The sequence below is a fragment of the Natrinema altunense genome, from assembly GCF_000731985.1.
GTDB lineage: Archaea > Halobacteriota > Halobacteria > Halobacteriales > Natrialbaceae > Natrinema > Natrinema altunense.
Genome location: NZ_JNCS01000001.1, coordinates 286,911 through 302,619, shown reverse-complemented (window position 1 = coordinate 302,619; position 15,709 = coordinate 286,911). Strand labels below are relative to the sequence as shown.

Here is a 15,709-nt window from a genome sequence, read left to right as displayed (position 1 = left end):
ACAGGACAAACTAATTAAGGTCCACAACAGTCTGGATTACATGAACGACCGCTACGACGTAGTCATCGCCGGTGCCGGTCCCGCCGGCGCACAGTGTGCCCGCGATCTCGCCGCCAGAGGGTACGACGTCGTCGTCCTCGAGACCGAGGCCGAGGACGAGTTCCCGCGTCAGAGCAACAAGTCCACCGCGGGGACCTTCCACTCCATGATGGCCGCCTTCGGCATCCCCGACGACGTCGTGATGCAGTACACCGACAGCGTCGTCCTCGAGTCGCCGACCGAACACTACGTCCGCGACCAGACCGGTGCCGTGTTGGAGTTCGCGGACTTCAAACGCTATCTGGTACGCGACAGCCGCGACGACGGGGCGGAGTACCGGTTCGACGCTCGCGTCACCGCGCCGATCATGGAGAACGGCGAGATCGTCGGCGTCACCTACAACGGCGACGAGGCGGTCTACGGCGACATCGTGATCGACGCGACGGGCCCGAGCGCCCCCCTCGCGAAGAAACTCGGTATCGTCGATCTCAAACGCGAGAACCACGCCATCGGCATCGAGTACGAGTTCGAGGGCATCGACATCGATCGCCCCGGCTTCGCGGATCTGCGCGACGCCATGATGTTGCGACTGGACCACGAGATCGCCCCCGGCGGCTACTCCTGGATCTTCCACACCGGCGACGACACCGCCAAGGTCGGCCTCTGTTACATCCAGAACGGCAGCCACGACCAGTACAGTCGCGACGATTTCACGATCGACGACTACCTCTCTCACTGGCTCGAGACGGACCCGCGGTTCCGGAACGCCGAGCCGATCGAGGGTAAACAACACCGCGGTTCGGCCCACATTCAGGAACCCGGGCAGCTCCACACCGATCGGTTCATGGCGATCGGCGACACCGTTCCGAGCCTCGATCCGCTCTGGGGCGAAGGGATCAACAAGTGCATGCAGTCCGGTCGCGCGGCCGCCGCCACGGCCGACAGCTGTCTCAAACACGACGGCGTCGAGCCGACCGCCGAGAACCTCGCGGTCTACGAGACGCTCTGGCACCGTGACGTCGCACCAAACGCCAAGAGCCGGCTGCTGATGACCCAGCTCCTCTATCTCGCCCCGAACGACCGCTACGACGATCTCATGCGGGATCTCCAGCGGCTCGACGACGACACGCTGGCAAAGGCGAACAAGGGCAACACCCGCGCCATCGCGAAACTGCTCGAGCCCGGGGACGCACCGTTGCTCGTCGACCTCGCGAAACAGCGACTGGATCTCGATCTCGGCTCCTTCTTCTAATCCGCCGCCGGTGAACGCGACGGCGGTACTCAGGCGAGAAATCGCGCTTCGAAGGACTGAACGCTCTCGTCGGTGCCGGCGAGCACGACGTCGTCGTCGTCCTCAAAGACGAACGACGCTGGATCGAACTCGGAGATCGTCTCGCCGTCCCTGACGGCGGCGAGGACGGTACATCCCGTTCGCGAGCGAACGTCGGCGTCGACGACCGTCCGACCGGCCAACCGCCCGGCGGGCAGTTTGACGACGTCGATCTCCCTGTCGACGGCCAGTACTTCTTCGTCATCGAAGACGGTCGAGGCGAGCATCCGTCCGCTGACCGTGGCCAGCGACTGGACGTAGTCGGCACCCGCCCGGTACAGCTTCTGGACGTTGTCGGCGTCGTTCGCACGGACGATGATATCGACGGACGGGTTCAACTCGCGGACGACGAGCGTCGCGAAGACGGCCGTCGTATCGTCGTCGAGGGTCACGATCACGGCGGACACGTCTTCGACACCGGCCTCGCGGATCGCATCCGGATCGCGAGCGTCGCCGACGATGTCGACGTCGTCCCTGTCGTCGCTGTCGAGGACGGTCACCCGCGTGTGCGCATCGGCCAGCGCGTCGCTCGCCGCCGCACCCGCCTCGCCGTAGCCCGCGATGAGCACGTGCCGGGCCGAAAAGGAGTGGACCGTCGACATCGCCTCCGCCCGCATGGTGTCGATCCGCTCCGGTTCGCCCGCGACGAGTAGCCGCATCCCCGTATCGAACTCGCGGTCCGGCGGGATCGGACTCTCGAATACGCCGTCGATCCAGGCGCCGATCCCGTCGACGCCGAACCGTTCGCGGGGTTGGATTTCGTCGACGGTCCGTCCGCAGAGGTCGCTTCCCTCGGCGATCGACAGCTCGACCAGTTCCAGATCGTCGCCGATTTCGATCCCATCGTCGACCGCGGTCGTCACGGCCGTCGGTACCCGATGGGAGAGGCTCTCGCCGAGCAACTGGCGCGGCGACAGCACCTCGTCGGCGCCCGCGATATCGTGGTACTCCGCGAGGCGCTGGTCCTCGACCAGCGTCACGATCCGGATGGCCGGATTCGCCTCGCGCGCCGAGAGAACGATGCTCGCGTTCACGTCGTCGGTCGCGTCGGCCACGACAGCCCTCGCCCGTTCGATACCGGCGTTCTCGAGCACGTCGGTCGACTCCGGGTCCCCGTGTACGACCCGATAGTCCGCCTCGTGCAGTTCCGTGGCTGCTTCCTCGTCCCCCTCGACGACGACGTACGCCTGACCGCGGGATTCGAGTTCCTCGATGAACGCCTCGCCGCGAGGCGTATACTCGCAGATGACGACGTGGTCCTCGACGTCGGGTGCGACCGTGGGGGCCGTCGTCGCGAGCGTGTTTCGAAGCCACGGGACGGCGAAGACGTCGACCCCCGTGAGAATCAGGCCGATCCCCGTGAGCTGGAGGACGATCATCAACAGGTTCATGTGGGGCGTCGACCACCCCGCGTCCTCGCCGTACCCGGTCGTGGTATACGTCTGGGAGACGATCTCGAGCGACCGGTAGAGCGGCTGTGGATCGTTCTCCAACGTCGCCATGCCGTAGTTGTACACCAGCGTAGAAACCACGGTCGTCACGGCCACCAGAGTGAGGTAGTAGCCGGTCCGACGGGACCGCCACAGTGACATACACGCGTCATTGGTCGGCCGACTGTTGACCGTACCGGTCGACGGGGGTCGCGGGTCTCCCACGTCAGCGACCCCCTTCATACGACGGTCAATTGCCGTCGAAACGGCCAGCGACGCTGGCTCCGCCGCAGATTTATGCCTTCGGTTCTACGTTCCGACGGATGGCACTCCTCGAGAACCTCGCGCTGGTGTTCGTTGCTGGGCTCGTTACCGCGCTGGCGACCGGCCTCGGCGCGCTCCCGTTTTTCTTCTTCGAAGGCATCAGCGATCGTCGAAACGTAATTCTCTGGGGTCTCTCCTCCGGAATCATGATCTCCGCCTCGCTGTTCGGGCTCGTCGACGAGGGGCTGGCCGAGGGGACGCCCCTCCAGATCGCGATCGGGATGGCGGCCGGCGTCGGACTCGTCGTGATCGCCCACGACGTGTTGATGGACGCCGAGATCGAGCCCCGGCAGTACGAGGAAGCCGACTTCAAGAAACTCGTGCTCATCCTGGGGATTCTGACCGTCCACAGTTTCCCCGAGGGCGTGGCCATCGGCGTCTCCTTCGCCGATCTCGGACTCGAGGGTGGGACCGAACTGCTCGGCTTTACCATCCCGGTCCTGGCGATCTTCATGACGATCGCGATCTCGATCCACAATATCCCGGAAGGGACCGCGATCTCGATCCCCCTGCGCTCGATGGACGTCGCGAACTGGAAACTCGTCTGGTGGGCCGTCTTCTCGAGTCTGCCGCAACCGATCGGGGCCATCCTCGCCTTTGGCTTCGTCCGCTACGCGCGCGAGTTCCTCCCGTACGGCTTCGGCTTCGCCGCCGGCGCGATGATCTACCTCGTCCTCACGGAGTTCGTTCCCGAGGCGTTGGCGATCGGCGAGCGATTACCCCACGGCGGCAAGCCGGACCTTGCCGCCGGCATCGGTATCGGCGTGCTGGTGATGCTTCCGCTGGCCGTTATCTGACCCCTCGCCCGTCCGGGCCGGGGCGAACTCGGCGTTCCGGCAGGAATTTCACGGTCCTGGTCGTACGACCGGGACGATGTTCGACACGATTTTGCTGCCGACGGACGGCAGCGACCACGCCGCGGCCGCCGCCGAGACCGGCATCGAACTCGCGACCGCCCACGACGCGACGGTGCACGTCGTCTGCGTCGCCGACACCGGGCCGCTGGGCGACCTCCGACTGCCCGGCGATGCCGCGAGCGCCGAGGACGCGATCCGCGGCCAGGCACGGGAGTACGTCGACGAGATCGTCGACCGGGCCGAGGCGGCGGGTCTCGCGGTCACCGGAACGGTCCTCGAAGGGGCGGCGGCGGAGGCGCTCCTCGAGTACGCGCGCGATATCGACGCCGACCTCATCGTCATCGGGTCCCGCGGTCGCGGCGGCGTTCACCGACTGGCGATGGGCAGCGTCACGGACCACGTCATCCGGTTCGGTGACGTGCCGGTTTTCGTGGCGAACTCGGGCTCTGAGGACGACTGAGTCCCCGGGTGTGACGACGAGCGCGGACTCGCCTCACGTGACGATCTCGTTGATCGCTTCCGTGCGGCGGCCGATCGACCAGCCGATGCACGCGAGGCCGGCGTAGATCCCGAGCGCGGGGACGGCGTAGACGCCGAGCAACCCGTCGAATGGGAGTCCGAACGCGTCGAAGGCGAGCAGGAGCAACATCGAAACGAGGAGGAACGCGATCCCGATGTCCGCGAACCGCATGTCGGGAAACTCCTGATGTTGTGGCGCGGCCGTCAGCCGGCCGAGCGCGTAGAACACGAGCGTATACGTCACCCACCCGGCACCCACGGTCAGCACGGTCAACAGCACGTCGTCGGGAACGTATCGCGGAACGAACCGCAGGTGTACCATCAGGGTCGCGAGCAGTGCGCTCGCCAGCAACAGGACCAACAGCGGTCGCCGGTCTCCAGTCATTAGCTACGTTGACAGTCTCCCGAGCTATTATTATTGCGTCATCGATGCGTTTGCCGGCACGGGGCCGACGCTACGCGACCGTCCGTCCGTGTTCGTCGATCTCTCCCTTTACGATCCGCGTCGAGGAGATCCGCTCGCCGTCGTCGGCGTAGACGTAGGGGGCGACGATTCCCGACACCGGGTCGAACCCGCGCTCCCGGCGACGGTCGTTGATCGCCTCGAGTTCGGGGGCCGTCTCGGGTGACACCACCAGCGCGTCGATCGACGGCTCGTCGGTCGCGATCCCGTACTCGGTCTCGAGCGTGCGGCATTCGACGTCGCGGTCCCACTCGTCGAGTTCGCGGAGCGTCTCCGTGACCGCCCGCGTTCGCTCCTCGAGCGGCGGAACGGGGCGGGGTTCGTGGCGCGTCTCGACCGCCAGTTCGTCGCTGGTGAGCGCGACGACGACGCCGTCCGTGCCGAACCGGAGCGCGTGCTCGAACAGGGTTCGGTGGCCGTCGTGGAGGGGGCCGAACGTGCCGGCGACTGCGACTCGCATACCGACTCGAGGACGGGAACCCGGTTAAGTGTGGGGTGGAAGTCACGGGTCGCAACCGAGAGACGCGAGTCGAGCGTCGCGGGCGAGCGGGGCGGCTCAGGACCGCGTCGCGAGGATCGAAGCGGTCGTCACCACCTCGGCGAACTCGCCCTCGAGGTGGGCCAGTGCGGTGCGATGGACCGTTGCCGCGTCGACGGACTCGCCATCGAACGTCCGGTCGAAGGTCGCCGTCGCATCCCTGACGAGAAGCGGATCGAAGCCGAGGTTCTCCGCCATCCGCGTACTCGTCGAGACGCAGTGGTCCGTCGTGAGGCCGGCGATCACGAGCGTGTCGAGTCCCCGTTCGCGGAGCCACGCCTCGAGTTCCGTCCCGACGAACGCGCTGTTGACGGCCTTTTCCATCGTCGTCTCGCCCCCGAGCGGTGCCGTCTCCGGTTTGAACGCGAACCCGGGCTCGCCGCGTCGGAGTGGCGAATCGGGCTCCGTGGAGGCGTGTCGAACGTGGACGATCGGCCGGTCGGTTTCGCGCCAGCGCTCGAGCAGCCGCGCCGCGTTCGCTTCGGCGTCGGGGTTGGTTCGGTTCCCCCACGAGGGGTCGTCGAACCCCCGCTGGAAGTCGATCAGGACGAGCGCGGCGTCCGCGAGTCGCTCGTCGTCCACCGCGGGTCCGTCCGGGGCGCTCCCGCCGTTCGTCATGGGAGCCTCGCGGCGGGTTTCGGATGCGTCCGGGTGATCGTAATCGGGCACGTCGACGGGGCGTGTGCGTCGTCCTCCGAGAGCATGTACTGTGGCCACTCCCGGTCGCCCTCGACGCCCCAGTCGCCGAGGTCGGCGTGGGGGCAGACGCCGTCGTACTCCTCGAGTCGCCCCTGAATGACGTCGCGAGCGCGCTGGCCGGCCTCGGTGTCGGCCGTCACCGAGAGGGACTCGAACAGCGCCCGCGGCTGGAACGTGATCTCGAGGCCGACGGGACAGTAGCGGCTCTTGCGTTGCTCGTAGAACGGGGCTCGACAGGTCGGGAACATGGGTTCCCCGCCGAGGCAGAACTCCCAGTGGGGGTCGTCGGGGTCCGTCGGGATGGAGTCGGGCCACGGCGCGGGGTCGTGGAGGTGCAGCGTTTGCAGAATATGCCACAACGTCTCGTGGTACTCCCGCTCGGACAGCGGTTGGGCCGGCGGTTTGAAGAAGGTGACGAGGGAGGCCCGCCCGGAGTGGTCCTCGTAGACGTCGAGGTACTCGAGGAGCCGATCGCGGAGCGTCAGCAGGGCGTCCGCGTCGCTCGTCGACGGGACGGCGGTGTAGAGCGGGTCGCCGTCCCGGACCGATTCGGCCCCGAAGAAACACGGGAACGACGTTCCGTTTCGCTCGCCGAGCAACCCCTCGCGAAACGAGTGCCAGTGGTCGGCGACCCAGTCGGGCGCATCGCCGGTCCGAACGCGCTGATCGAGCGTTTCCTGGTCCATCAGCGACTGCACTCCCGGTTCGTTCATCGTTCTCACGTTTCGGCGTCGCGAAAATGTAGCTTCCGCTTTCGGCGATACCGGAGGGTACGAACATCTGCAATGCCGTTCGCGCATCGACGCTCGGTCGAGACGGGATCGTGTCAGCTGACAGCATTACTCCCACTGCCGATTGCGCGAGGACGCGATGTCGACGCCGCGGCTGTAGTAACAGACCGGCGATCCCGCGGGCGGTTCGAACCCGTTGGCCTCGAACAGCGTGTTCGTCTCGACGGTGGCCGTCGCCGCCCGGAGCGTCCAGGGCTCGTGATCGATGTCGGCGTAGCGAAGCGTGCCGTCTCGAGCCGTCGTGTAGTAGCGGTAGTGCTCGGTGAGAAACGCCGCGAGCGAGCCGGGGTCGGGCGTGAACGAGTCCCCGACCGGCTCGTAGGTGCCGACGAACCGGGCGGGGGCCGCGCCCGGATGACGGCGCTCGCTGGTAAACGCGATTCCGCCGTCGGTCGCGGCGATTTCGATGTCGGCGTAGTAGTAGGGAAGCCGATGGAAGAGACGCGCGCCCACGACCCCGAGGGCACCCGCCGCATCGAGGCTGAAGAAGTAGACGCCGGGCTCGCCGTCCCGGCTGACGTACGTCCGGAGGTTGAGTTCGGGCAGGTCGACGCCGGCGGCCGCGGGGACACCCCGCGGGCGAACGTCGACGTTGAGATACGGCACGACCGAGAGCCACGCCCGGCCGTTGGAGGTCTCGACAGAGAGGCTATCGGGGAGCCGTTCCGCGACGACTGCGGGATCGACGGGCCAGTTGGCAAAGAGCAGGTGCCGCCAGCCCATCGCGATCGGGAGGCTCATACCGGAAGCAGGGGCCGACCGCACGAAAAGCCGTAGCCAAACAGCGTCGATCAGTTCACACCGTCTCGAGCAACCAGCCACCGTCGAGCACGATGGATTATCCCTGATTTCTCACAGTCGATGTTTTATAAAGAAACACTACGGCAATCACGGTTCCGATACCAAAAGAGACCGCACCGGATGTGCCACCGGACACAGCGTAATTCGATACGAGAGCGGATACAGCGCCGACGATGATAAATAGCAATAGTTTTTCACTCATACGTTCGAATTATAGAAAGATCACTTCAACAGTATCCAGGACCGGTGTCAGGTGCGGCAGGTAGTCCATCACTGCAGATAGCTTCGGCAGACATGCGATTAACATTTTGGGACTCGTTATAATCTGTACAAAGGTGGCCGTCTGCCGATCAGTTAGGGGAAGATCATATCGATCAAGACTTGGAGCATACTGCCCCACGACTTCTATCGTCGATCAGACTCGCTCGGGCAACCAGCCACCGTCGACCTCCACGTTCTCGCCGCTGATATACTCGCTATCCGGGTCGAGGAAGAAGTACAGCGGCGCGATCAGGTCCTCGAAGGAAGCGGGCCGGTCACGGGGCAACTCCGCGGGGAACTCGTCGGAGTTCTCGACGACGTACGGCGAGATGGCGTTGACCGTGATCCCGTCGTCCTGGGTGTCCGCCGCGAGCATGCGCGTGAACATCAGTACTCCCTTCTTCGCGACGAAGTAGGGGAAGTTCTTCGGACTGACGAGTCCCTGCTCGCTCGAGGCGTACCCGATATTGACGATCCGGCCGGACTCGTGCTCGCGCATCCCGGGCAGGGCGCGCTTCGAGCAGAGGTAGGTGCCGTTGAGATTGGTCTCGAGGACGCGGGTCCAGGTCTCGAACTCGAGGTCGGCCCAGTGGGCGGGCGCGAAGTCGCCGACGTTGTTCACTAGCACGTCGACGGTTCCGAGCTCGGCCTCGACAGCGGCGAAGAGTCCGTCGACGCTGTCGGGGTCGGTCACGTCGCCCTGGATCGTCATCGCCGCCTCCGCGCCGCGGTCGCGGGCAGCGGCGGCCACCTCGCGGGCGGCGTCGGCGCTCGTGTGGTAGTGAACCGCCGTCCGCGCGCCGCAGTCGGCCGTCGAAAGCAGGAGTTCGCGACCGACGCCCGTTGCGCTGCCCGTGACGAGTACCGTCTGTCCTGCGAGATCGGGACCCTCCATGCACCGTCGGTCGGCGACGACGGGCAAAAATCGTCCGGAACCCGGGTCTCGCCGACCGGCGGTGGGTGTCTGCACCCCGCGGATTTACGGCGGTGCGCGGTCAATTCGTCATCGATGCTAGACACGGTGTTGCTCGCCGTCGGCCCCGGCGACGGCGACCGCAGCGATCGACTCGCCGAAACGGTGATCGAAGTCGCGAAACCGGCCGACGCGACCGTCGTCCTCGCCCACGTGTTCACCAGCAGCGAGTACGACGACGTGCTCGACCGCCTCGAGTTCGACCCCGATGTCGACGAGATCGACCCCGATGCGGTGGCGGCGCGCCACGCGACGATCCACGATCTGGAGGGCGTTCTCGACGAGCACGACGTCGACTACGCGATCCGGGGCGCGGTCGGCGAACACGGCCCGACGATCGTCGATCTGGCAGCCAGCGTCGGCGCGGACCGCGTCGTCGTCGGCGGGCGGCGGCGATCACCGACCGGCAAGGCGGTCTTCGGCTCGACGGCACAGGAGGTGTTGTTGTCGGCTCCCTGTCCGGTCACGTTCGTTCGCCACGACGACGCGGCCTGAGCCGTGCAGTGCCTTCGTCCGCCGAGCCGTCGGGAGAGCGGCTTCACTGCCCCGGAAGCGTTGTTTCCGCAATACTGCAACGACGAGAATACTTAAGCGGATGGCACAACCACTGTGACGGTATGGCAATCGATACGGTACTTCTCGCCGTCGGACCGATGGACGCAGTGCGTGCGCCGGAACTCGCCGAAACGACCCTCGAGATCGCCGCACCGCTCGAGGCGACCGTCGTGATCGGGCACGCCTTCACCGAAGAGGAGTACGAGGACGTCCACGACGACCTCGGGTTCGACGCCCGCGTCGACGACGTCGATCCGAACGCGGTCGCCGCCCAGCGCGCACCGGTTCCCGAACTGGCCGACCGCTTCGAGGAGGCCGGCGTCGAGTACGAAATCAAGGGCGCGCTCGGCGAAGTCAGCACGAAGGTCGTCGACATGGCGATCGACATCGACGCGGACCGCATGATCGTCGGCGGTCGCCGACGCTCGCCCGCGGAAAAGGCCGTCCTCGGCTCCGTCTCACAGGAGATCATTCTGCAAGCGCCCTGCCCGGTCACCTACTTCCGCGACCTCGACGTGATGGACTAGCGCCGACCCGACGCGGTCGGGCCCTGCGTTCTCCGGTTCCCGTCGCCGTGGTTCTCTCACTCCCGTTCGTCGGCGCGTCGCTTCCACGCCCGCTCCTGTCGGCGCTCGCGAACGTGTCGTTCGCCGTCGGCCAGGTCCCGACGGATCCGCCGCTCGAGCGATCGGGTCTCCGCCAGCAACGTCTCCTGAAAGTTCTCGACGACGTCGTAGGACCAGCGGTCCTCGTCGACGACGCCGTGGGGGAGCAGGTCGGTCCGAATCGCGTCCGCGAACTCGTCGTGACCGGCCGCCCTGAGCAACTCCTCGGCCCGATAGAGGTGATCCATTCCGTGGCCCGTCGCGTGGTGGAACTCGAGCAGACAACCCTGTGCACGCTGGACCCACTCGAGGCCGAGTTCGACCTCGTGGAGCGCTTCACGTTCCGCGTCGGACAGCGTCGGTTCCGGTTCGGCGGACGACTCCGCGGTCGGCCAGGTGTCGTCGGTACCCATACGTCGAACTATGGTGCATGCTATCATACATGTGTCGCCGACGGCTCGCTGCCGATCGGTTCCCGATCCGTAACGTATCGAAATCGCAACTCGTTGTCGAGTACAATCTGGGTAGTTAAGTACGGCCGCAGTCGTCCCCTAGACAGCATGGTTTACTATGCGGGCGTCGATCTCGGCGCGACCAACGTCCGGGCCATCGTTGCCGAGGCCGACGGGACGACGATCGGCGTGAGTCGCCGATCCACGCCACGCGGGCCGACGGGTATCGACGTGACGGAAGGTGTCCTTCGAACGCTTCGCGAGGCGTGCGTCGACGCCGGGATCGATCCCGAGCGCATCGCCGCGACCGGCATCGGCTCGATCGGTCCGTTCGACCTCGCGGAGGGAGCGGTGATCGATCCCGCCAACCTCCCCGACTCTATCGACCGGATCCCGCTGACGGGACCGATCGCGAAACTGATCGACAGCGAGGACGTCCATCTCCACAACGACACCACCGCGGGCGTCATCGGCGAACGCTTTCACGCCGCCAGCAACCCGGACGACATGGCCTACATAACCATCTCCTCGGGGATCGGTGCCGGCGTCTGCTGTGATGGGGCCGTGATGAGCGGCTGGGACGGCAACGCCGGCGAGGTCGGCCACTACGTCGTCGACCCGCAGGGCCGCCTGACCTGTGGCTGCGGCCGCGACGGCCACTGGGAGGCCTACTGCTCCGGCAACGCCATCCCCGACTACGCTCGACTGCTCGCCGAGGACGATCCGACGATATCGACGGCCCTGCCGCTCGAGGACCTCGACTTCACTGCGAAGGACGTCTTCGAGCTCGCGGGCGAGGACGAACTGGCCGATTACGTCATCGAGCAACTCGCCCACTGGAACGCCATCGGCGTGACCAACGTCGTCCACGCCTTCGCCCCGATCGTGGTCTCCTTCGGCGGCGCGGTCGCACTGCACAACGAGGACCTCGTCGTCGACCCCATCCGCGAGCGCGTCTCGGAGATGGTGATGACGAACGTCCCCGAAATCCGCGTCACGGACCACGGCGACGACGTCGTCCTCGAAGGCGCGCTGGCGAGCGCCCTGACCGAAGGAACCGGGGATCGACGACGGCTACGGGGCTGACCGTCCGGCACGCGGCACGAGAGGCGGACGCGCCGCGAGTAACTACTTCTATGTGGCTGCGTCCGGCTGTGTTGCGTATGGAACGGAGAGCGTTCCTCGAGCGGAGTGGGGCCGCCGGTCTCGCCCTGTCCTTGCCGGGCGGCCTCGCGGCGTCCCGTCCGAGCGCCGCCGTGGCCCGACAGTCGGCCGGCTACGAACCGCTCGGCCGCGTTCCGATCGACAACGCCGCGGAGGCCGTCGTCGGCGATCACGGCGAGATCGCGTACGTCGCCGCGACGACCGGTTTCGTCACCGTCGACGTCAGCGATCCCACCGAGCCGACGGTGCTCGCCGAGGAACGCGATGTCGAAATCGACGGGAGCCCGCTGACGAACCTCCTCGATCTGGCCGTCGACGGCGACCGCCTCGTCGTCGCCGGCCCCGCCGAGTCCGTGAGCCCGATCAACTCGGGCGACCAGTATCTGGGGGTTCGCTGCTACGACGTGAGCGATCCCGCCGCCCCCGTCCCGACCGGCGCGTACGAAACCGGCTACCATGTCCACAACTGCTATCTCGAGGATGAGTTGCTGTTCGTCCCCGCCAACACGGTGGACCGGAACTCGCTCGTGATCCTCGACGTCGGCGGCGACGAAATCACGCAACTCGGCTACTGGTCCCTGCTGGACCACGAACCCGGGTGGGGGGACATCTTCTGGCTCGCTCGCTACTTGCACGATATCTCCGTCCACGACGACATCGCCTATCTCCCCTTCTGGAACGCCGGGACCTATCTGGTCGACGTCAGCGACCCGACCGATCCCAGCTACGTTTCACACGTTCGAACGACCTCCCTCGCGGACCAACGCCGGATCGACGACCCGCCCGAGGCCGTCTACGGACTGCCCGGCAACGACCATTACGCGATGGTCGACGACGCGGGGGACCTGCTGGCGGTCGGCCGGGAGGCCTGGGCCACCGGCGGGGCGGACCCCGACCGCCCGGGCGGGATCGACCTCTACGACGTGAGCGATCCCGCTCGCCCGACACACCGGGGGTCGATCGATCCGACGCGGACGACCGACGAGTCCCGCAGGGGCGGCATGTGGACCACGTCGCACAACTTCGAACTCCGCGACGGACACCTCTACTCCTCGTGGTACCGAGCGGGCGTCAAGATACACGACGTTTCCGACCCGACCGCTCCCGAACGGGTCGCCTGGTGGCGCGACCCCGAACGGACGGGGTTCTGGACCGCACGCGTCGTCGACCCCGGGGAAACGTTCCTCGCGAGCAGTACGGAGGCGATCTCGAACGCGTCGCTCGACGGGGCACTCTACACGTTCCCGATCGAAGCCGGCGAACAGGCCGACCCGCCTTCGATTCAGGCCCCCGAGGACTGGGGGGACAACGACACCGAGGCGACCGGGAACGGGACCGATGTCGACGCCGACCGCGACTCCGACGGGACCGGGGACGCCGGCGACTCGATCCCCGGCTTCACCGGCATCGCCGGCCTCGTCGGTGGCGGGGTCGCCCTCGAGTGGCTGCGCCGCCGCGAAAACGTTCAGGATTAATTCGACGGTATTCGGACGTGTGACCCAACTTATTCCCCGCTCGAGCGTCTAGCACGACCTATGACTGATTCCGCGGACGACCCGTCCCTGAAGGAACGCGTCGAGCAGTGGATGGCCCGGGAGATGCCGATTATCCAGATGCACGGGGGGACCAGCGCGGTGCGGGCGGCCGACCCCGACACCGGCGAGGTCATCATCGAACTCGGCGGCGGCTGTTCGGGCTGTTCGGTCAGCGACGTGACGACCGGCAACATCGAGGCCGAACTCATCACGTGGCCCGAGATCGACGAGGTCACCGTCCGAGTCCCCGACGCGCGAGACAGCCTCGGCGGGCCCGACCAGCCCGAATCGATCATGGGCGTCGACCGGACCGAAGGCGGCCGCGGCGACTGGGGCTCGTCAAATCCGGGGAAGGATCACCTCTGAGTCCCTCGCGTTGCATCGGTCCGGACATCCCGAGCCGCGTGGTCCTTGTTGACAGGGGCGGTTAGTTTTGGGAAGTCCTATATTCTTTTACGCGCCCACTACGGACATTAGATATCATGACGAGTAGACGCCTACAGGCGGGAGGTGTCGGCGATGGGTAACGCGCCGGAGTCCGGCGACGAGGCCGACCCCGACGCCGAGACCGACGGCGGCCTCCGTGCCTATACCGTCCGGCTCGAACTCGTCGACGAACCCGGCGAGTTGCTCCGTGCGCTCGCCCCGATCGCCGACAACGGCGGGAACCTGTTGAGCATTCACCACGAGCGCGGCAATATCACGCCCCGCGGACACATCCCCGTCGAGGTCGACCTCGAGTGTCCGCCGGATCGGTTCGACGACGTGGTCGAGGGGCTCCGCGACGCCGGCGTGAATATCATCCAGGCCGGCGCGGAGCACTACGGCGAAGCGGTCAGCGTCGTGCTGGTCGGCAACCTCGTCGAAACCGACCTCTCGAATACCCTCTCGCGGATCGAGGACGAGGCCGACGCCGTCGTCCAGGACCTCTCCTTGGCTGCACCCGAGGGAACCAATGGAATCTCGAGTGCGCGTGCGCGGCTCGCGATCGACTCCGGTCGCTCCGGGGACGTGCTCGCGGCCATCCGATCGATCGGGACCGACAAGGACCTGACCGTCGTCGAACCCCTGCTCGGAGGTGAGGCCTGATGCGACTCGCGATCCTCGGTGCCGGCGACGTCGGCCGCTCGGTCGCCGACCTCGCCGGCGAGTACGACCACGAGGTCGTCGCCCTCGCCGATTCCACGTCTGCCGTGGTCGATCCCGACGGGATTGCCGTCGACGACATCCTCGAGCGCAAAGCCGGCGGCGAGACCCTCGGGACCGCCAGCCCCGACGATGTCTTCGACACCGACTACGACGTGCTCGTCGAGGCGACGCCGACGACGCTCGGCGACGCCGAACCCGGCTTCACGCACGTGAAACGCGCGCTCGAGGCCGACCGCCACGTCGTGCTGGCGAACAAGGGTCCGGTCGCCGAGCGCTACGAGGAACTCCGCGCGCTCGAGGCCGACAGTGCGGGTTCGATCCGCTTCGAGGCGACCGTCGGCGGTGCGATTCCGGTACTCTCGACGATCGAGGACTGCACGCCACAGGCCGTCACCGCGGTCCGGGGCGTGCTCAACGGCACCGCGAACTTCATCCTCACTCGGATGGCCGCCGAGGGGCTGGACTACGAACACGTCCTCGGGGAGGCACAGGACCTCGGCGTCGCCGAGGCCGATCCGACGTTCGACGTCGACGGCACCGACGCCGCACTCAAGTTCGTCATCCTCGCGAACGTGCTGGCCGACGGCGGCTTTTCGCTGGCGGACGCGACGGTCGAGGGCATCCAGTCGATCCCCGGCAGTGCGCTCGATCTCGCCGCCGAAGACGGCCGGACGATCCGCCTCATCGGCGAGGCGACCCGCGACGGCGTCCGCGTCGGCCCGCGGCTCGTCCCCGAAAACGGCGCGCTGGCCGTGACCGGCACGCGGAACATCGTCCAGATCGAGACGCGACACGCCGGCTCGCTCCACTCGAGCGGCCGCGGTGCCGGGGGCCCGGAGACCGCGACGGCAGTGCTCTCGGATGTCGGTCGGCTGCCGCCGCTGTGAGATCGGTCAGCTGCGTCCGTGATCGGCTCCCGTTTTCGTCTCGGTTGACTCCCACTCTTCTCCGTCTCATCGCCGTGTGGCCGAAGGGTCCGGACCGATGTCGTCGAACGGTGAACCTCCGCCGCCGGTCTGCTCCAGTGGTTGAGACAATCGACGTGTGCGCGTCGGCATTTCGGTGCTCTTCGGCGGGGTCTCACCGCTTCTCGGACCGGCTTCTCACCGGCAGTTGCCGTCTTTCGGACGTTCCGTGTCGTGTGAATGCTAGCCAAACCGCAAGACGGCGTCGGGATGGGGAGAATACGCTTTCGAAATGGTTTTAACCGCAACGAGCCAAAGG

18 protein-coding genes are annotated in these 15,709 nt (G+C 66.7%); 10 read left to right on the top strand and 8 right to left on the bottom strand.

What is annotated here, in order from left to right:
• Positions 1-40 precede the first annotated feature (40 nt).
• Positions 41-1,291 carry a digeranylgeranylglycerophospholipid reductase gene (locus ALTAJ2_RS01635; RefSeq protein ID WP_007110585.1) on the top strand — a complete coding sequence of 417 codons (1,251 nt, stop codon included), beginning with the start codon at positions 41-43 and terminating at the stop codon, positions 1,289-1,291.
• Between the two features lie 29 nt (positions 1,292-1,320).
• Here the strand turns inward: ALTAJ2_RS01635 and ALTAJ2_RS01630 are convergent, their stop codons facing one another.
• Positions 1,321-2,961: a potassium channel family protein gene (locus tag ALTAJ2_RS01630; protein ID WP_049900897.1), complete on the bottom strand. Its 1,641-nt coding sequence runs from the start codon at positions 2,959-2,961 to the stop codon at positions 1,321-1,323.
• Positions 2,962-3,122: 161 nt separating this feature from the next.
• Between ALTAJ2_RS01630 and ALTAJ2_RS01625 the strand changes: the two genes are divergently transcribed.
• Both ALTAJ2_RS01625 and ALTAJ2_RS01620 read left to right on the top strand, forming a co-directional pair.
• Positions 3,123-3,920: a ZIP family metal transporter gene (locus ALTAJ2_RS01625; protein WP_007110587.1), complete on the top strand. Its 798-nt coding sequence runs from the start codon at positions 3,123-3,125 to the stop codon at positions 3,918-3,920.
• Between the two features lie 76 nt (positions 3,921-3,996).
• Entirely contained in the window at positions 3,997-4,440 is a 444-nt protein-coding gene (locus ALTAJ2_RS01620; RefSeq protein WP_007110588.1) for a universal stress protein, read from the top strand.
• A gap of 33 nt (positions 4,441-4,473) precedes the next feature.
• Here the strand turns inward: ALTAJ2_RS01620 and ALTAJ2_RS01615 are convergent, their stop codons facing one another.
• The 6 genes from ALTAJ2_RS01615 to ALTAJ2_RS01590 all read right to left on the bottom strand — a co-directional run bounded on the left by ALTAJ2_RS01615 (position 4,474) and on the right by ALTAJ2_RS01590 (position 8,947).
• Entirely contained in the window at positions 4,474-4,884 is a 411-nt protein-coding gene (locus ALTAJ2_RS01615; protein ID WP_007110589.1) for a hypothetical protein, read from the bottom strand.
• Positions 4,885-4,954: 70 nt separating this feature from the next.
• A complete protein-coding gene (locus tag ALTAJ2_RS01610) occupies positions 4,955-5,422 on the bottom strand; it encodes a phosphopantetheine adenylyltransferase (protein WP_007110590.1) in 468 nt (155 codons plus the stop codon).
• Between the two features lie 96 nt (positions 5,423-5,518).
• A complete protein-coding gene (locus ALTAJ2_RS01605) occupies positions 5,519-6,118 on the bottom strand; it encodes a cysteine hydrolase family protein (protein WP_007110591.1) in 600 nt (199 codons plus the stop codon).
• A complete protein-coding gene (locus tag ALTAJ2_RS01600) occupies positions 6,115-6,912 on the bottom strand; it encodes a YqcI/YcgG family protein (protein WP_007110592.1) in 798 nt (265 codons plus the stop codon). The genes ALTAJ2_RS01605 and ALTAJ2_RS01600 overlap by 4 nt, the downstream gene beginning before the upstream one ends.
• Before the next feature lie 126 nt (positions 6,913-7,038).
• Positions 7,039-7,731 (bottom strand): YqjF family protein, encoded by a 693-nt coding sequence (locus ALTAJ2_RS01595; protein WP_007110593.1) that lies wholly within the window; start codon positions 7,729-7,731, stop codon positions 7,039-7,041.
• 475 nt (positions 7,732-8,206) lie between these two features.
• Positions 8,207-8,947, bottom strand: a complete 741-nt coding sequence (locus tag ALTAJ2_RS01590) for an SDR family NAD(P)-dependent oxidoreductase (RefSeq protein WP_007110594.1) — start codon at positions 8,945-8,947, stop codon at positions 8,207-8,209.
• Between the two features lie 114 nt (positions 8,948-9,061).
• Between ALTAJ2_RS01590 and ALTAJ2_RS01585 the strand changes: the two genes are divergently transcribed.
• Entirely contained in the window at positions 9,062-9,520 is a 459-nt protein-coding gene (locus ALTAJ2_RS01585; protein ID WP_049900900.1) for a universal stress protein, read from the top strand.
• A gap of 122 nt (positions 9,521-9,642) precedes the next feature.
• On the top strand, positions 9,643-10,107 hold the full coding sequence (locus ALTAJ2_RS01580) for a universal stress protein (protein WP_007110596.1): 465 nt from the start codon (positions 9,643-9,645) through the stop codon (positions 10,105-10,107).
• Between the two features lie 56 nt (positions 10,108-10,163).
• Here ALTAJ2_RS01580 and ALTAJ2_RS01575 read toward each other — a convergent pair whose 3' ends face one another.
• Positions 10,164-10,598 (bottom strand): hypothetical protein, encoded by a 435-nt coding sequence (locus tag ALTAJ2_RS01575; protein ID WP_007110597.1) that lies wholly within the window; start codon positions 10,596-10,598, stop codon positions 10,164-10,166.
• Positions 10,599-10,745: 147 nt separating this feature from the next.
• Between ALTAJ2_RS01575 and ALTAJ2_RS01570 the strand changes: the two genes are divergently transcribed.
• From ALTAJ2_RS01570 to ALTAJ2_RS01550, 5 genes are all read left to right on the top strand, one after another.
• The gene (locus tag ALTAJ2_RS01570) at positions 10,746-11,723 is read left to right on the top strand and encodes an ROK family protein (protein ID WP_007110598.1); all 978 of its coding nucleotides are present in this window, start codon (positions 10,746-10,748) and stop codon (positions 11,721-11,723) included.
• A 77-nt stretch (positions 11,724-11,800) separates the two neighbouring features.
• Positions 11,801-13,276, top strand: coding sequence for an LVIVD repeat-containing protein (locus tag ALTAJ2_RS01565; RefSeq protein WP_007110599.1), 1,476 nt, complete (start codon positions 11,801-11,803; stop codon positions 13,274-13,276).
• 60 nt (positions 13,277-13,336) lie between these two features.
• Entirely contained in the window at positions 13,337-13,702 is a 366-nt protein-coding gene (locus ALTAJ2_RS01560) for a NifU family protein (RefSeq protein ID WP_006185839.1), read from the top strand.
• A 153-nt stretch (positions 13,703-13,855) separates the two neighbouring features.
• Positions 13,856-14,425, top strand: coding sequence for a hypothetical protein (locus ALTAJ2_RS01555; protein ID WP_007110600.1), 570 nt, complete (start codon positions 13,856-13,858; stop codon positions 14,423-14,425).
• Positions 14,425-15,372: a homoserine dehydrogenase gene (locus tag ALTAJ2_RS01550; protein ID WP_007110601.1), complete on the top strand. Its 948-nt coding sequence runs from the start codon at positions 14,425-14,427 to the stop codon at positions 15,370-15,372. Before ALTAJ2_RS01555 ends, ALTAJ2_RS01550 begins: the two co-directional genes overlap by 1 nt.
• Positions 15,373-15,709: the final 337 nt, after the last annotated feature.

Coding starts and splice junctions, on each gene's coding strand:
- ALTAJ2_RS01635 (WP_007110585.1), top strand. CDS start 41: ATGAACGACCGCTACGACGTAGTCATCGCCGGTGCCGGTCCCGCCGGC.
- ALTAJ2_RS01630 (WP_049900897.1), bottom strand. CDS start 2,961: ATGTCACTGTGGCGGTCCCGTCGGACCGGCTACTACCTCACTCTGGTG.
- ALTAJ2_RS01625 (WP_007110587.1), top strand. CDS start 3,123: ATGGCACTCCTCGAGAACCTCGCGCTGGTGTTCGTTGCTGGGCTCGTT.
- ALTAJ2_RS01620 (WP_007110588.1), top strand. CDS start 3,997: ATGTTCGACACGATTTTGCTGCCGACGGACGGCAGCGACCACGCCGCG.
- ALTAJ2_RS01615 (WP_007110589.1), bottom strand. CDS start 4,884: ATGACTGGAGACCGGCGACCGCTGTTGGTCCTGTTGCTGGCGAGCGCA.
- ALTAJ2_RS01610 (WP_007110590.1), bottom strand. CDS start 5,422: ATGCGAGTCGCAGTCGCCGGCACGTTCGGCCCCCTCCACGACGGCCAC.
- ALTAJ2_RS01605 (WP_007110591.1), bottom strand. CDS start 6,118: ATGACGAACGGCGGGAGCGCCCCGGACGGACCCGCGGTGGACGACGAG.
- ALTAJ2_RS01600 (WP_007110592.1), bottom strand. CDS start 6,912: ATGAACGAACCGGGAGTGCAGTCGCTGATGGACCAGGAAACGCTCGAT.
- ALTAJ2_RS01595 (WP_007110593.1), bottom strand. CDS start 7,731: ATGAGCCTCCCGATCGCGATGGGCTGGCGGCACCTGCTCTTTGCCAAC.
- ALTAJ2_RS01590 (WP_007110594.1), bottom strand. CDS start 8,947: ATGGAGGGTCCCGATCTCGCAGGACAGACGGTACTCGTCACGGGCAGC.
- ALTAJ2_RS01585 (WP_049900900.1), top strand. CDS start 9,062: ATGCTAGACACGGTGTTGCTCGCCGTCGGCCCCGGCGACGGCGACCGC.
- ALTAJ2_RS01580 (WP_007110596.1), top strand. CDS start 9,643: ATGGCAATCGATACGGTACTTCTCGCCGTCGGACCGATGGACGCAGTG.
- ALTAJ2_RS01575 (WP_007110597.1), bottom strand. CDS start 10,598: ATGGGTACCGACGACACCTGGCCGACCGCGGAGTCGTCCGCCGAACCG.
- ALTAJ2_RS01570 (WP_007110598.1), top strand. CDS start 10,746: ATGGTTTACTATGCGGGCGTCGATCTCGGCGCGACCAACGTCCGGGCC.
- ALTAJ2_RS01565 (WP_007110599.1), top strand. CDS start 11,801: ATGGAACGGAGAGCGTTCCTCGAGCGGAGTGGGGCCGCCGGTCTCGCC.
- ALTAJ2_RS01560 (WP_006185839.1), top strand. CDS start 13,337: ATGACTGATTCCGCGGACGACCCGTCCCTGAAGGAACGCGTCGAGCAG.
- ALTAJ2_RS01555 (WP_007110600.1), top strand. CDS start 13,856: ATGGGTAACGCGCCGGAGTCCGGCGACGAGGCCGACCCCGACGCCGAG.
- ALTAJ2_RS01550 (WP_007110601.1), top strand. CDS start 14,425: ATGCGACTCGCGATCCTCGGTGCCGGCGACGTCGGCCGCTCGGTCGCC.